The organism is Microbacterium sp. (assembly GCF_036566905.1).
Lineage (GTDB): Bacteria > Actinomycetota > Actinomycetes > Actinomycetales > Microbacteriaceae > Microbacterium.
The window spans coordinates 16,424-32,082 of record NZ_DATCVK010000135.1 but is presented as its reverse complement, the minus strand read 5'-3'; the positions used below and the strand labels follow the sequence as shown (position 1 = coordinate 32,082).

Annotated in this window: 12 protein-coding genes; 8 read left to right on the top strand and 4 right to left on the bottom strand. The window is 71.6% G+C overall.

The genetic code is table 11. The features are described from left to right. A partial coding sequence (locus VIP82_RS10630; RefSeq protein ID WP_331908337.1) for an SbcC/MukB-like Walker B domain-containing protein occupies positions 1-665 on the top strand: 665 nt, incomplete at its 5' end. A gap of 160 nt (positions 666-825) precedes the next feature. Further along, positions 826-1,674 (top strand): SGNH/GDSL hydrolase family protein, encoded by an 849-nt coding sequence (locus VIP82_RS10625; RefSeq protein ID WP_331908335.1) that lies wholly within the window; start codon positions 826-828, stop codon positions 1,672-1,674. A 78-nt stretch (positions 1,675-1,752) separates the two neighbouring features. Here the strand turns inward: VIP82_RS10625 and VIP82_RS10620 are convergent, their stop codons facing one another. Next, the gene (locus VIP82_RS10620; RefSeq protein ID WP_331908333.1) at positions 1,753-2,310 is read right to left on the bottom strand and encodes a phosphorylase family protein; all 558 of its coding nucleotides are present in this window, start codon (positions 2,308-2,310) and stop codon (positions 1,753-1,755) included. Between the two features lie 186 nt (positions 2,311-2,496). Between VIP82_RS10620 and VIP82_RS10615 the strand changes: the two genes are divergently transcribed. Then, entirely contained in the window at positions 2,497-4,035 is a 1,539-nt protein-coding gene (locus VIP82_RS10615; RefSeq protein ID WP_414684656.1) for an MFS transporter, read from the top strand. An 84-nt stretch (positions 4,036-4,119) separates the two neighbouring features. Here VIP82_RS10615 and VIP82_RS10610 read toward each other — a convergent pair whose 3' ends face one another. After that, positions 4,120-5,604 (bottom strand): lipase maturation factor family protein, encoded by a 1,485-nt coding sequence (locus VIP82_RS10610; RefSeq protein ID WP_331908332.1) that lies wholly within the window; start codon positions 5,602-5,604, stop codon positions 4,120-4,122. A gap of 270 nt (positions 5,605-5,874) precedes the next feature. On the opposite strand from VIP82_RS10610, the gene VIP82_RS10605 reads away from it, so the two are divergent. Continuing rightward, entirely contained in the window at positions 5,875-6,453 is a 579-nt protein-coding gene (locus VIP82_RS10605; protein ID WP_331908330.1) for a hypothetical protein, read from the top strand. Positions 6,454-6,501: 48 nt separating this feature from the next. Here the strand turns inward: VIP82_RS10605 and VIP82_RS10600 are convergent, their stop codons facing one another. Continuing rightward, a complete protein-coding gene (locus VIP82_RS10600) occupies positions 6,502-8,580 on the bottom strand; it encodes an NAD(+) synthase (RefSeq protein ID WP_331908328.1) in 2,079 nt (692 codons plus the stop codon). Positions 8,581-8,722: 142 nt separating this feature from the next. Here VIP82_RS10600 and VIP82_RS10595 point away from each other — a divergent pair, with 142 nt between their 5' ends. The 4 genes from VIP82_RS10595 (at position 8,723) to VIP82_RS10580 (ending at position 14,970) form a co-directional block, all read left to right on the top strand. Then, positions 8,723-12,463, top strand: coding sequence for an AAA domain-containing protein (locus tag VIP82_RS10595; RefSeq protein WP_331908326.1), 3,741 nt, complete (start codon positions 8,723-8,725; stop codon positions 12,461-12,463). An 89-nt stretch (positions 12,464-12,552) separates the two neighbouring features. Next, positions 12,553-12,873 (top strand): DUF3467 domain-containing protein, encoded by a 321-nt coding sequence (locus VIP82_RS10590; protein ID WP_308869475.1) that lies wholly within the window; start codon positions 12,553-12,555, stop codon positions 12,871-12,873. A gap of 241 nt (positions 12,874-13,114) precedes the next feature. After that, positions 13,115-13,678 (top strand): hypothetical protein, encoded by a 564-nt coding sequence (locus tag VIP82_RS10585; RefSeq protein ID WP_331908324.1) that lies wholly within the window; start codon positions 13,115-13,117, stop codon positions 13,676-13,678. Continuing rightward, the gene (locus VIP82_RS10580) at positions 13,675-14,970 is read left to right on the top strand and encodes a type III PLP-dependent enzyme (protein WP_331908322.1); all 1,296 of its coding nucleotides are present in this window, start codon (positions 13,675-13,677) and stop codon (positions 14,968-14,970) included. Before VIP82_RS10585 ends, VIP82_RS10580 begins: the two co-directional genes overlap by 4 nt. Before the next feature lie 17 nt (positions 14,971-14,987). Here the strand turns inward: VIP82_RS10580 and upp are convergent, their stop codons facing one another. Beyond that, the gene (gene upp, locus VIP82_RS10575) at positions 14,988-15,620 is read right to left on the bottom strand and encodes a uracil phosphoribosyltransferase (RefSeq protein WP_331908320.1); all 633 of its coding nucleotides are present in this window, start codon (positions 15,618-15,620) and stop codon (positions 14,988-14,990) included. Positions 15,621-15,659 lie beyond the last annotated feature (39 nt).

The window sequence follows — 15,659 nt, the reverse complement described above, 5'->3', positions numbered from 1 at the left end:
CGCTCCGCGCCGAGCGCGACGCGTACACCGTCGTCGAACGCCTGCGCGACCTGGCGCTGCAGATCGACGACGCGTACGCGGGTGTGGCCGCCCGCGCCGCCGACGCCGCCGCGGTCGCCCGGCTCGCAGACACCGTGGCGGGGCGGGCTCCCAACACGATGAAGATGGACCTCGAGACCTTCGTGCTCGCCGCCGAGCTCGAAGAGATCGTCGCGGCGGCGAACCTGCGGCTCGGCGACATGTCGTCGGGGCGGTATCGACTGCAGCACACCGATGCGCGCGCTGCGCGCGGCGCCGCATCGGGGCTCGGCCTCGAGATCATGGACGCCTTCACCGGTCAGGCTCGTCCCGCCCAGTCGCTGTCGGGCGGCGAGACGTTCCTCGCGTCGCTCGCCCTGGCGCTCGGGCTCGCCGAGGTGGTCACCGCCCGTGCCGGCGGAGTGCGGCTCGACACGCTGTTCGTCGACGAGGGCTTCGGCTCGCTCGACGAGGAGACCCTCGATCTGGCCATGCGCACCCTGGACGAGCTGCGCCAGGGCGGCCGTATGGTCGGGGTCATCAGCCACGTCGCGGCGATGAAGGAGCAGCTGCCCGCACAGCTCGCCGTCGAGGCGACACCCCAGGGTCCGAGCGTCATCAGGCAGGACGACGTCGCCCGCGTCTGACTGCCGTAGGGAACGCTCCCACTGTCGGCGAACGATGCACGGGTGTATCGTTCGCGGCAGATCGCGCTCCTGGGGGATTCCGCGGTCCCGCCCGACCGCCGACCCGACCGGCTGCGGTCGTCCGCCACGCCCACCCGTCACGACGAAGTACGGAGTCGACATGCGTTCCACCACCCGGGCGCGCCGCGCCATCGCCGCGGTCGCGGCATCCGCTCTCCTTCTCACCGGCACGCTCGGCGCGGCTTCCGCCGCCTATGCCGCTCCCGCCCCGTCGCAGGTCGTGCGGATGGCCGCGCTGGGCGACTCGATCACGCAGGCCGCCATGACGTGCTCGAGCCTCACGTCGTGTGCGGCGAACAGCTGGTCGACGGGCTCCACGTCATCGGTGAACTCTCACTTCCTGCGGCTGCGGGCTGCCGGTGCTACGGCCCTCGCCGCATCCAACAACGCCGTGTCGGGGGCGTCGTCGGCGGCCCTGCCGGGGCAGGCGCAGGCCGCGATCAACCAGGCGGCGCAGTATGTCACCGTCGAGATCGGCGCGAACGACGCCTGCACGAGAACCGTCGGGGCGATGACCCCGACGACCACGTTCAAGGCGAACGTGCAGGCCGCGCTGAGCACGCTGGCGGCCAGTGGCGCATCGCCCGAGATCTTCGTCGCGAGCATCCCCAGCCTGCAGCGCCTGTACGACCTCAACAAGTCGAGCATCTCGGCGCGGCTCGCATGGGGCATCCTGCAGACCTGCCAGTCGATGCTCGCCAACCCGAGCAGCACGAGGACCGCCGATGTGCAGCGGCGCGCTGCGGTGCAGCAGCGGGTCAACGAGTACAACCAGGCGCTGTCGGAGGCGTGCGCCGCGACCGCGAAATGCCGGTTCGACGGGTTCGCCGTCGCGAACTACGCGTTCGTGAAGTCAGACCTCTCCACGCGCGACTACTTCCACCCCTCGCTGTCGGGTCAGGCGACGCTCGCCGCCCTCACCTGGCAGAAGACGCAGTGGGTGTCGTGATCCGCTGCGGCTGCGGATCGGCACCCCCAGCCGAGGAGCAGCCGGGGCGAAGTCTGATCCCGTCCAGGGGGAGCGGGATCAGACGTCGTAATCGGCGCGGATGCGGTCGCGCAGCTGATGGCTGCACGCGGTCACCGCGGCATGCCAGTCGGTGATCGCACCATCCTGCGCGCGATCCGACACCGCCTTGAGCACGCGGATGGGCACCCCGAACCGTTGCGCCACCCAGATGTACGCGTACGTCTCCATGTCGACCAGGCCGGCGCCGAGCGGCCGGATCACCGCGACCGCCTCGGCGTCGTCGACGAAGTGGTCGCCCGTGGCGATGGTGACGCCCTCGGCCTCGAGCTCGACGAGCGGCGGCAATGACACGTGCTGGCCCACGATGCCGTCGATGTCGGTGACGTCGTGCTGCAGGGCCGCGCTGATCTCGTAGACGGCGGCGTCGAGCCGCCCGTCTATCGCGCCGGCGGTGCCGACCACCACGATCTCGTCGTAGGTCGTGGCATCGAGCGCCCGTGTCAGTGCGTAGGTGGCCTGGAGCTTGCCGGGACCGGTGACGAGGCGGTCGAAGCCCGGAAGGTCGTCGGGAAACGCGACGAGCTCGGAGGCGAGGGCGGCGACGAGGAGTCTCACACTCCCATCATGTCCCGCTTTCTCGGGAGCGAGTCCCAGAAAGCGGCGCTGAGGGCGCCGCCGGCGAGCGAAATCGGGACACGGATGCCGCACCCGATCCAGCGGACGCCGCGGCCGATCCGCCGGGACACGGATGCCGAGCGCGATCCACCCGCCGACAACGGAAGCGGGGCTAGCCTGGGCACGATGCCTGAGTCCGAATCGAGAACCGCGAAGACCACGAGCATGGCCCGCGCCGTGCCGCCGACCACCGCCGTCATCCCGATCTCGCCCGCCGCCCGCTGGCGCGCGTTCTGGGTGTGCGTCTCGGTGGCGGCGATCACGATCCTCGACATGACGAAAGTGAACGTCGCCCTGCCGTCGATCGGCGAGGTGCTGGGTGCCAGCTCGACCCAGTTGCAGCTGATCGTGTCGGGGTTCGTGCTCACCTTCGGTCTCGTGCTGGTGCCGATGGGCCGCCTCGGCGACCAGCGCTCGCGCCGCACGCTGTTCATCGTCGGGCTCTCGCTGTACACGGTGACGAGCGTGATGTGCGCCCTCGCGCCGACCGCGACCGTGCTCCTCGTCGGCCGGCTGCTGCAGGGCGTCGCCGCCGGCATCCAGATGCCTCAGGTGCTGGGCATGGCGCAGGAGCTGTTCCAGGGCAGGGAGCGCGCGCGGGCCTTCGGACTCTTCGGCGCGACGATCGGCGTCGCGACGGCGTTCGGCCCGACGCTCGGCGGGCTGCTCATCGCGCTCGGCGGGCCGACGGACGGCTGGCGGCTCATCTTCTGGATGAACGTGCCGCTCTGTCTCGCCGCCATCGGACTCGCGCTGTGGCTGCTGCCCGATACGCGCACGAGATCCCACCGCCGTGTGCAGCTCGATCCCGTCGGCGTCCTCCTGTTCGGCGCGAGCGTCGTCTCGCTGATGTGGCCGTTCCTCTTCACGACGGGCGCACCGACCGACAACCCGGCGCGCTGGTGGCTCCTCGTGGCGTTCGCCCTGTTCGTCTCGGCGTTCATCGCCTGGGAGCGTCACTATGCGGCGCGCGGCCGCAAGCCGCTCATCCCGCTCAAGCTGTTCCGTATCGGGTCGTATCGCAACGGCACGCTGCTGCAGACGGCGTACTTCACTGCGGCGCCGGCGATGTTCCTCGTGACGACGCTGTTCCTGCAGATCGGTCTGGGGCTCGAACCCGTGTACGCGGGAATGGTGTCGATCGGCTTCGCGCTCGCGAGCGCCGTGACCTCGTGGGTCGGCGGCAACCTGGTGAGCAGCCACGGCCGCGTCGTGGTGGTGTGGGGGCTCGTCGCCATGCTCGCCTGCGTCGGCGGCCTCATGCTCACGGCGCTGTATGCCCCGCCCGAGTGGACCCCCTACATCATGGCCGCGATCATGACCGTCGGCGGCGCCGGCGGCGGCCTCGTGATCGCCCCGAACCAGACCCTCACTCTCGCCGAGATCCCGGTGAAGCAAGGCGGCGTCGCCGGCTCAGTCGGCCAGCTCGGCCAGCGCATCGGCGCCGCCGTCGGCACCGCGGTCGCACTGTCGCTGTTCTACGCGGCGATCTACCGCGAGTCCGGCTCCCACGACAACCTCGTCGTCTACCACGACGCGTACGCGTTCGGGATGGTGTCGGTCGGGCTCTTCCTCGCACTCGCGTTCATCGTGTCGATCGTCGACTTGACGGCCCGCCGCAGGGTCGGCTCGCGGTCGTCGGCCACCGACTCCCCGGTGCCCTGACCGTCACTTGGGGTGGCGCGACGCGCGGTCACGTCGCGCGCGATGCCGCGTGTCATGACCCCGAGCGCGGCGCGCGGGGCGCGCTCAACGGCGCAGGGACACCGGTCCCATGACCGGCCGTCGCCGGTCGCGCACCCACCGGTCGTGCGTCCGGCGGAACTCCTCGCGCGTCGTGAACCGGTAGCGGTACGACACGGCCCGCACCCACCGCGGGCGCTCGCCCGCGAACGGATCGTGTGCGAGCAGGCGCAGGGTGGCGGCATCCGCTTCCAGCAGCCGCACCAGGAAAGCGGTGAACCAATCTTCGAGCGAGCGCCCCAGCGGCAGGAACCACATCAGCCAGTCCAGGCGCAGATGGTACGGCGCGAACTGGCGGGGGATGCGGCGCACGTCGCCCGGCTTGCCCTTGAAGGCGTATTCGCGCCAGGTCGCGGCATCCGGATCCTCGTCGGTCGTCGCCTCGACGACGATCTCGATGCGCTGCGTGGTCACTGTGCCGAAGGCGCCGTACGCGTTGGCGAGCTGCCAGCGGTTGAACGAGGCGTTCATGAGCTGTCGCTGGGCGAAGAGGTTCTGCAGCGGCCACCAGCTGAGCACGAGGTACAGCACGCCCACGGCGCACGTGACGACGAGCCAGTACACCGGCATCCCGTCGAGGGTCCACGGGGGATCGGACGCCGCAGGCGCGTGCGCGGCGCCGATCCCCGGGAGCCCGATCGCCGAGAAGGCGAGCACGATCGTCATCCAGTTGAGCCAGGCGAAGTTGCCGGTGAGGACGAGCCACGCCTGCGTCGCGATCACGATCGCTGCGGCCACCGCGCCGATGATCGCCGGGACGGGACCGGGAACGAACAGCCCGAGGAGCGGTGCGAACAGGAACCACGGCACGATGAGCTGCGAGAAGTGGTTGCCGAGCACCTCGCCGCGATGGAACCAGGACGGGAGCAGGTGTGCCTGGCGGCTGAGCGGTCCCGGCATCGGCTGGGTCTCGTGGTGGTACATCAATGCCGTGAGATCGCGCCACTCGCGGCCGCCGCGGATCTTGATCATGCCCGCGCCGAATTCGAGCCGGAACACCAGCCACCAGAACAGGACGGTCACGACGGTCGGGGGAGGCTGTCGATCCGACCCGAGGAACGCCGCGAGGAACCCGGCCTCGAGGAGCAGCATCTCCCACCCGAAGCCGTAGAAGGTCTGGCCGATGCTCGTGATCGACATGTAGCCGAACCACAGGCCGAGGAAGCAGAGCATCGGCACCCACGGCGGGCCGAGCTGCGGGATGCCGATCACCAGCGCCGCCGCGACGACGACGCCCGCCACGCACAGTGCGACGAGCCGCCGATCGCTGTACCTCAGCCGGCGGAACAGAGTCGGCCGCAGCAGCCGCTGCCCGCGCTTCGACGAACGCGCCCACTCGAGGAGCTCGGTCGCCGGGAGCAGCCCGTGCTCGCCGAGCAGCGGACGGAACTGGTTGAGCGTCGACACGAATGCGACGACGAACAGCGCGGCGACGCCCCGCTGCAGCACCTGGCGCGCGAACTCGAAGTCGACCGCGGCGAAGCCGTTCACGGCGCGGACCCCCTGCGCCCCGTGTCGACACCGGGCGCCGCGGGGCCGGGCACGACGGTGGCAGAGAGCCCGTCGGGACCGCTGCCGACCACCACAGCACGCCTGGCCATGGCCCCATCCTGTCCACCGCCCACCGGGGTCGACAGGGGCTTGACGCCCACCGGGCTCATTTCGCACGCAGACCGGAGGCGGGCGCGTGGCGATCTTCCTCGTCGTGCGGCGCGGGGACAGGATGGAGGTGCGGACGGACCGCGGAGAATGAGGTGGATCATGCAATCGGTGCTTCTCGAGACTCCGGCGGGGATCACGGCGCGGCTCGGCTGGGATCCGAAGCTGCCCGACCACGACCGCAAGCGGCTCCTCGCCAAGGAGATCGTCGCCGCCCAGCTCGGGGTCGAGCCGAAGGACGTGCACGTCGAGCGCGAAGCGCCTCGCACGTTCGGCTTCCACACCCAGCTGATCGCCGAGGTCGGCGGCAGGGAGCTGCCGCTGAAGATCCGCAACGTCAACTTCCGCGCGGCCACGGTCGTCGCCGTCACCGACCCAGAGGTGTCGCTCGGGCTCGACCTGCGCGACGCGCATCCCGATGACGCCGAGATGCACCTCATGAAGCGCCACTCCCATCTGCTCGACGAGAACGACCTCTCCAAGCTCATCGCGCACTGGACGCGCGTGCAGGCCGTCCGCGACGCCGACGGACGCGGCGCGCGCGTCGCCGCCGATCACGTGCGGCTCGACAGCCCGCTGACGAAGGGCTGGATCCCCGACCGGAACGTCTTCTACCGGCTGGCGGATCTCTCGCGCGACAGCTGGATCATCACGCTCGCCTACACGCAGCCGCCCGCCTGAGCCCACTGCGGCGGATCGGGCCGCGCGCGGTCGGGCAGGCCTGTCGGGTCAGTCCTCGACGAGCTCGGGGAGGGCGGCCTTGAGCTCGGCGAGCCACACGCGCGCGTTGCCGTCGGACGGCGCGCGCCAGTCGCCGCGGGGTGAGAGCGAGCCGGCCGGCGACACCTTCGGACCGTTGGGGATCGCCGAGCGCTTGAACTGCGCGAATGCGAAGTAGCGCTGGAGGAACACCTGCAGCCACTTCGCGACCGTGGCGAGGTCGTACGCGTAGCGGTCTTCGTCGGGGAAGCCGGGAGGCCAGGCACCGGCGTCCTTGTCGCCCCACGCGTGCGCGGCGAGGTACGCGATCTTCGAGGGCCGGAAGCCGAATCGCAGGACGTGGTACAGCGTGAAGTCGTGCAGTGCGTAAGGGCCGATGCGGTCCTCGGTGGACTGCATCTTGCCGTCCTCGCCGGCGGGGACGAGCTCGGGCGAGATCTCGGTGTCGAGCACCGACTGCAGCACCTCGCGGGCGCTGTCGCTGAGCTCGGTCGAGCCGCCCTCGTCACGGCGGTGCGAGATCACCCAGCGGATGATGTGCTGGATCAGCGTCTTCGGCACACCGGTGTTCACCGCGTAGTGGCTCATGTGGTCGCCGACGCCGTAGGTCGCCCAGCCGAGCGAGAGCTCCGACAGGTCGGAGGTGCCGATGACCATGCCGCCGTGGTGGTTCGCCAGGCGGAAGAGGTAGTCGGTGCGAAGGCCGGCCTGCACGTTCTCGAACGTGATGTCGTGCACCGGCTCGCCGTCGGCGAACGGGTGGTCCAGGCGTTCGAGCATCTCGATCGCCAGCGGGCGGATGTCGATCGTCTCGATCGACGCCCCGACCGACTCCGCGAGCGCGATGGCGTTCGACTTGGTGTGCTCGCTCGTCGCGAAGCCCGGCATCGTGTAGGCGAGGATGTCGCTGCGCGGGCGGCCCATGAGGTCCATGGCGCGCGCCACCACGAGCAGCGCGTGGGTGGAGTCGAGCCCGCCGCTGACGCCGATCACCGGCTTGGGTCCGCCGATGGCGCGCATGCGCTGCACGAGGCCGGAGACCTGGATGTTGAACGCCTCGTAGCAGTCCTGCGCGAGGCGCGCGGGGTCGTCGGGCACGAACGGGAACCGGTCGAGGGTGCGGCGCAGCCCGACGTCGGTCTGCGGCGGGTCGAGCTGGAAGTGCACGGTGCGGAAGGCGGCATCCGCCTGCGTGGCCCGGCGGTTGTCGTCGAACGTGCCCTGGCGGAGGCGATCCTGGCGCAGCCGGTCGAGGTCGACGTCGGCCACCGAGCGGCGCGGCCCGTCGGGGAAGCGCTCCGTCTCGACGAGCAGGTTGCCGCCCTCGTAGATCATCGTCTGGCCGTCCCACGAGACGTCGTTCGTCGACTCGCCGCTTCCGGCGGCCGCGTACGCGTAGGCGGCGAGACAGCGCAGGGACTGCGACTGCACGAGGTCCTTGCGGTCCTCGGCGCGAGCGATGGTGATCGGGCTGCCGCTGAGGTTGAGCAGCACGGTGGCGCCCGCGAGTGCGGCGCTCGACGACGGCGGGATCGGCACCCAGACGTCCTCGCACACCTCGGCGTGAACGATGAGCCCGGGCACGTCGAGCGCCTCGAACAGCAGGTCGGGTCCGAACGGCGCTTCGAGTGCGCCGATGCGGATGTCCTGGTCGCCCTGGTCGTCGCCCGGCGCGTACCAGCGCCGCTCGTAGAACTCGCGGTAGGTGGGCAGGTACGACTTCGGCGCGACGCCCAGCAGCTCGCCGCGGTGGATCACGACGGCGCAGTTGTAGAGGCGGTTGCGGTGGCGCAGCGGCGCCCCGACGACGAGCACCGGCAGGAGATCCGCGGATGCCTCGACCAGCCGCTCGATCGCGGCGACGACGGCGTCGATCACGGGGTCCTGCATGACGAGGTCGTCGATGGCGTAGCCGGTGAGGCACAGCTCCGGGAAGAGGGCGACCGCGACGGCCTCCGCGTCGCACTCGCGTGCCGTCGCGAGGACCGCCTCGGCGTTGGCCGCGGGGTCGGCGATCGAGACCGGGATCGTGCAGGCAGCGACGCGGGCGAACCCGTGTCGATACGCGCTCTCGAAGGGCAGGCTCATGGCTCCAGTCTTGCAGGTGCCTCCGGCATTCCCGCGGGGTTGTGCGCCCTCGGCGGGTTCGTTCCCGCACGAAGCGGGAGACGGCGCGGAGCGCGAAGACGTGTCGGATGCCGCGGCTAGGGTCGTGTGAGAAGGGCGGGGCATGCGATACATCGAGGACGAAGGCCGGATCGTCTGGAGCGCGAGTGATCTGAAGGCGGCCGCCGAGTGCGAGTTCGCCTGGCTCCGCGCGATCGACGCGCGGCTCGGCCGCGTCTCAGCGGTCGAAGAGCCCGAAGACCTCACCCTCGAGCGCGCAGGGCGTCTCGGCACCGTGCACGAGCGGCGGGTGCTCGACGAGTACGTCAGGAAGTACGGCGACCGGGTGGCCGTGATCCCCGAGGCGAGATCGTCGGATGCCGCGGCCCTGGCCGATGCGGTCGCACGCACGAACGCGGCGCTGGCGTCCGATGCGGAGGTCGTCTACCAGGCGGCGTTCGCCACCGACTCGTTCGTGGGGTTCGCGGACTTCCTGGTGCGCGACGACGCCGCCGGCAGCGGAGCCGCCCGGCCGTGGATCGTGCAGGACACGAAGCTCGCGCGGCACGCGCGCGTCACCGCCCTCATGCAGCTCGCGGCCTATGTAGACCAGCTCGACCGCCTCGGGGTTCCCCGGTCCGACCGCGTGCAGCTGCTGCTCGGCGACGGCAGCGTCAGCGAGCACGAGGTCGACGACCTCCTCCCCGTCTTCGCACTGCGCCGCGAGCGGCTGGCCGCGCTGATCGCCGACCGGCGCCTCGAACTCGGAGCGGCGGGGGAGCCGATCGCGTGGGGAGACCCGCGCGGCGAGCTCGGCGTCGTCGCCTGCGGACGCTGCGCGACGTGCGACGCCGAGGTCGTGGCATCCCGTGACCTGCTCCTGGTGGCGGGCATGCGCCCCGTGCAGCGCGAACGGCTGCGCGCCGTCGGCATCGACACGATCGAGCAGCTCGCCGGGGCGGCAGCGGGGCCGGTGGGGATGAATCCCGACGTCTTCGCGTCGCTGCGCACCCAGGCGCGCCTGCAGCTGGAGAGCCCGGCGGGCACCCCGCCGCTCGTGGCGCCGAAGGCCCACCGGCCGCGGCACGACGTGACGGTCGTCGAAGCCGTGATCGTGGGCGACGCCGCGACCGCCGCCCACGGGGTCGCGGTCCACGATGCGGCCACGCAGGTCACGGTCGCCGCTCTTCTCGAGGAGCCCCGCACCCGAGACGCCGTGGTCCCCGTCGAGGCACCGCCGATCCCGGTGTTCGAGGTGGTGGCACCGCAGGCGCTGGGCGCGCTGCCGCGCCCCGACCACGGCGACCTCTTCTTCGACTTCGAGGGCGACCCGCTGCACACCGAGCCGCCGGTGCCCGGGGAGCCCACCCAGTGGGGCATCGACTACCTGTTCGGCTGGGTCGACACCCGCGAGCAGTACACCGCGCTCTGGGCGCATTCGTTCGCCGAGGAGAAGCGCGCGCTCGAGACGTTCCTCGACATCGTGAACCTGCGGCGGCAGCAGTTCCCGGGCATGCACATCTACCACTACGCGCCGTACGAGCCGACGCACCTGCTGGCCATGGCCGCACGGCACGGGGTGCGCGAGGCCGACGTCGACCGGCTGCTGCGCGACGGCGTCTTCGTCGACCTGTACCCGATCGTGCGCCGCGCGCTGCGCGTCGGATCGCGGTCGTACTCGATCAAGAAGCTCGAGCCGCTCTACATGGGCGACGAGGTGCGCACCAGCGACGTGCAGAAGGGCGACGACTCGATCGTCCGCTACGTCGAGGCCTGTGCACTCCAGGCCGACGGCGCCGCGGCCGAAGCCGCCCTCGTCTTCGACGACCTCGCCGACTACAACCGCTACGACTGCGTGTCGACGCGGCGCCTGCGCGACTGGCTCGTCGACCGGGCGCGCGCGGCCGCCCTCGTGCCGTCGCCCAACCCCGAGCCCGACGAGCGCGCCTACGAGCCGTCGGCCCGGGCGACCGTGCTCGACGCACTCGCACGGGAGCACCCCGAGGACTCGGTCGCGGGCCGCACCCTGCGCCTGGCCGCGGCCGCCATCGACTACTACCCGCGGGAGGCGAAGTCGTTCTGGGCGACGCACTTCCTTCGTCTGCGCGAGCCGGTGTCGCTGTGGGACGAGACCCGCGACGTGGTCGCGATCGACCCCGCGCGCAGCCGCGTGCGCGAGGACTGGCACTTCCTCGAGAGCGGCAGAGGCGGCGAGCGGCGCGTCGTCGAGCTGCGCGGCGACCTCGCACCGGGCACCCGCCTCAGCGAGGGGACCAATCCGTTCGCACTGTACGAGCTGCCGGCGCCCTACCCGTTCGAGGCCTCGCCGCGGTGGATCCACTCGTACCGTTCGGTCACCGTCCTCGAGGTTCTCGACGACGGTGCCGTGATCGAGGAGACCGCGGTCGACGGCGTGACCTGGAACGAGCTGCCTCTCGCGCTCACGCCCCAGGCGCCGCCCGCGGCGGGCAACCAGCAGGCCGCCATCGACGCGTGGGCGGATGCCGTCATCGATGCCGCGCCGGAGCTCCCGGCCGACCCCGCGACCGACATCCTGTGCCGACGCCCGCCGCGCATGCTGCATCCGGTGCTCGGTGCGGGCGCCGCACCGCGGGCGGAGGGAAGCCCGCTCCCTGTCGCGGGCGAGGACGCCGTCGATGCGATCGCCCGGTCGGTACGTGCGCTCGACCGCAGCTACCTCGCGGTGCAGGGTCCTCCCGGCACGGGCAAGACCTACGTCGGCTCCCACGTGATCGCGCGGCTGGTGCGGGACCACGGCTACAAGGTCGGCGTCGTCGCGCAGGGGCACGCAACGATCGAGCACCTGCTCGAGCGCGTGATCGCCGCCGGCGTGCCCGCGTCGCAGGTGGGCAAGGCCCCGAAGGACCCGTCGGCCGCGCACGGGTTCACCGTGCTGCCGAAGAACGGCGTCGCCGCATTCACGGCCGAGCACGAGGCATCCGGGTTCGTCATCGGCGGCACCGCGTGGGACTTCAGTCACGAGGGCCGTGTGCCGCGCCGCAGCCTCGACCTGCTCGTCGTCGACGAGGCCGGGCAGTTCTCGCTCGCGTCCACGATCGCCGTGTCGCTCGCGGCGCCGCGGCTGCTGCTGCTCGGCGACCCGCAGCAGCTGCCGCAGGTGAGTCAGGGCACCCACCCGGCACCCGTCGACACGTCGGCGCTCGGGTGGGTCATGGACGGCGCCGACGTCATCCCGACCGAGTACGGCTACTTCCTCGCGCAGACCCGGCGCATGCGGCCCGAGGTGGCCGCGCCCGTCTCGACCCTGTCGTACCGCGGCGAGCTCGCGGCGCACCCGTCGACGGCGCTGCGCCGGATCGACGGCATCCCGCCCGGGCTCGTCCCGATCGCGCTGCGCCATCATGGCAACGCGACGCAGTCCCTCGAAGAGGCCGCCGAGGTCGCCCGGCTGGTGACGGACCTCATCGGACGGGAATGGACCGATGCCGCAACCGACGACAGCGACGGGGCATCGGTGGCGTTGCCGCCGCGACCGCTGGAACAGGGCGACCTCATCGTCGTGACCCCCTACAACGCCCAGCAGGTGGCGGTCGAGGCGGCCCTCGCCGCCGCGGGATTCCCCGACGTGCCTGTCGGCACGGTGGACAAGTTCCAGGGCAAGGAGGCGGCTGTCGCGATCGTCTCGCTCGCGGCGTCGAGCGGCCGCGACGCGCCACGCGGGCTCGAGTTCCTGCTGCTGCGCAACCGCCTGAACGTCGCCATCTCGCGGGCGATGCACACGGCGTTCCTGGTGTACTCGCCCGGGCTCCTGGACGACCTGCCGTACACCCCGGAGGGAGTGGCGAGGCTCAGCGGGTTCGCCCGGCTGGTCGGTCGCGGCTGAGCGCCGCGTAGACTCGCGCACACGTCGCACACGACAGCCCGACTCTCACGCGGGCGACCGCGCGAGACGCCGCCCGAACAGGAGCCCGCATGGCCGACGACGCATCGCAGCAGTTCGAGATCGACCTCCCGCCCGAGCTCATCGGCGGCGCGTACGCCGACTTCGCGAACGTCTGGCACACGCCGACGGTGTTCGTGATGGACTTCCTCACCCTCGCGCAGCCCCCGCGCGAGCAGGTGGACGCCGAGACCGGCCAGCGTCACACCGTCGTGCCCGCGCGTGTGGTGAGCCGAATCCGGATTCCGCCGGACCAGGTGTTCGAGCTGGCGAAGGCCCTCACCCAGCAGCTGGAGTTCTGGGAGCGCGAGACCGGACGCCGCAATCCGCAGGATCCGCCGCTCGGGGACTGACACCCGACTCGAGGGTCGTCGGCGGCCTCGGGCGCGAGTAGTCCGCCGCGCGCAGCATGTCAACCCCTTTGGGGTCTGAATCCGACCCCACGTAGCCTTACCAGGCGCCAGAAGGCGTGCAGGCGCGACATCCGTTCGGCGAGGGGCGGGTGTCGCGCCGTCTCCATGTGCGGCGCCGGCACCACGGCCCCTCCCGTATCATCGCCGGCGCTTCCTCCTCTGTCAGACGGAGGGGGACGCCATGACCACGATCGACCAGCCGGCCGCGACCGCGGCGATCGCGTCCGCGTGCACGGCGACCGACCCGCGTGCGGCAGCCGGCGCCCCGCAGCCCCGCCGCGGGCCCCTGTTCTGGATCGCCCGCTACCTGCCCGCCGAGATCACCGGCACGGCGGCCATGGTGATCTCGGGCATGCTCGCCACGCTGTGGACCGATGCGGCCCCGCTCATCGCCCTGGCCGCCCTCCTCGGCGAGATCGCCGGCTTCTACGCGGTCCTGGCGGTCACGGTCTACCTCGAGCTCGTGCCGGTCACACGGACGCGCCGCGGGGCCTTCGGGAAGACCGGCGTGCTCCTGGTCGCGGAGTTCGGCGCGGCCGAGGTGCTCGACACGCTGCTGGTGCGACCGGCGGCGCTCATGCTGGGCGTCTGGCTCTTCCCCGATCCGCTGTGGGGGATGCTGGCAGGCAAGGTCGCCGCCGACATCGTCTTCTATGCGGTAGCCGCGGGCGCGTTCACCGTCACCGCCCGTACCGGACTCCGCGACGCGCGCCGGTCCTCGCGCACCGGGGAGGCGGCGACATGAACCTCGACGCGCTGCGACGCGAGCCGCGGACGGCGCCCGCCTTCGCCGACCGGCGGCGGGCGGAGGCATCCGCCGTGATGTCCTCGGTGGCGGCGCGGGCCGCGATCGCTCTGCACGGGACCCCGCTGCTGCTGCTGGATCCGCAGCGCGTCCGCACGCAGTATCGCCGCCTTCGCGAGGCGCTCCCGTTCGTCGGCTTCCACTACGCGGTCAAGGCGCTCGCCCACGACGCGGTGCTCGACGTGCTCGACGACGCGGGCTGCGGATTCGACATCGCCACCGGCGAGGAGCTCGCGATGCTCACGCGGCGCGGCGTCGAGGCCTCGCGGCTGATCCACACGCATCCGATCAAGAAGCCCGCCGAGATCGCCGACGCGCTCGCGGCCGGAGTGCGCACGTTCGTGGTCGACAACGAGGTCGAGATCGGGAAGTTCCGCGGCGCGCCGGCGGACACCCGGCTGCTCGTGCGGTTGGCGTACCGCAGCCCGCATGCCAAAAGCGACCTGTCGAGCAAGTTCGGCGTCGGACCGTTCGAAGCCGCCCACCTCGTCGAGAGCGCCCTCGCCGCCGGGATCACGGTCGCCGGCTTCAGCTATCACGTTGGCAGCCAGCTCGACGATCCCGGCCGCTTCGCGTCCGCCGCTGCCGACACCCTCGAGCTCATGGGCATCCTGGAGCGGCGCTGCAACGTGCAGTTCGACACGCTCGACATCGGCGGCGGGTTCCCGGCCTCGTACGACACCGAGTCGGCGGCCATCGACGACATCGCGGCCCTGCTGCGACCTGTGCTCGGCCCGCATGCGCGCCGGCTCGACATCATCGCCGAGCCCGGCCGCGTGATGGTCGCCGACGCGATGACCCTCGTGACGAGCGTCGTCGGCATCGCCGAGCGCGGCGACGGGCGGTGGTACTACCTGGACGACGGCCTGTACGGGTCGTATTCGAACGTGCTGACGGAAGACGTGCATCCGCTGGTGTTCGCCGCACGCGACCTCACGGCCACCGACCCCTGGAGCGGCCGGCTCTCCGCCGGCGCGAGCGCCGGCGGCCACCGCTGGGCGACGCTGGCCGGACCCACCTGCGACTCATCGGATGTGATCGCGCAAGAGGTCCTGCTGCCCGAGTTGCGGGTCGGCGACCTGCTCGTGAGTCCCACCATGGGCGCGTACACGACCGTGACGGCGACGCGCTTCAACGGGCGCCCGTTCACTCCGGTGGCCGTGGTGGGCAGAGGTGCGACGAGAGCACCGGCCGGCGAGATCGCCGACCTCCGCCGCGTCCCGATCGTCTGACGCGACGGACTCGCGGCTCAGACCGTGCCGTACAGCCGATCGCCCGCGTCGCCGAGGCCGGGCACGATGTAGCCCTTCTCGTTGAGGCGCTCGTCGAGCGCGCCGAGCACGAGGGTGACGTCGCGGTCGGCGACCTGCTTCTCGATGGCGGCGACGCCCTCGGGCGCGCCGAGGATGCAGATGGCCGTCACGTCCTGCGCGCCGCGCTGGAACAGGAACTCGATCGCGGCGCCGAGCGAGCCGCCGGTCGCCAGCATGGGGTCGAGCACGAAGCACTGGCGGTCGCTCAGGTCGTCGGGCAGTCGCTCGGCGTAGGTCGACGGCTCGAGCGTCTCGTGGTCGCGCACCATACCGAGAAAGCCCACTTCGGCGGTCGGGATGAGCTTGACCATGCCCTCGAGCATGCCGAGACCGGCGCGCAGGATGGGGACGACGAGCGGACGCGGCTCGCCGATTTTCACGCCGATCGTCGTGGTGACGGGCGTCTGGATCTCGATCGGCGACACGCGGACGTTCCGGGTCGCCTCGTACGCGAGGAGCGTGACGAGCTCCTCGGTGAGCTGTCGGAACACGGGGGACGAGGTGCGCTGGTCGCGCAGCACCGTGAGCTTGTGGGTGATGAGCGGGTGGTCGGCGACGTGCAGGCGCATAGAGACAGGTTAGTCCGTCGCCGTCCTCGCACCCGGGGC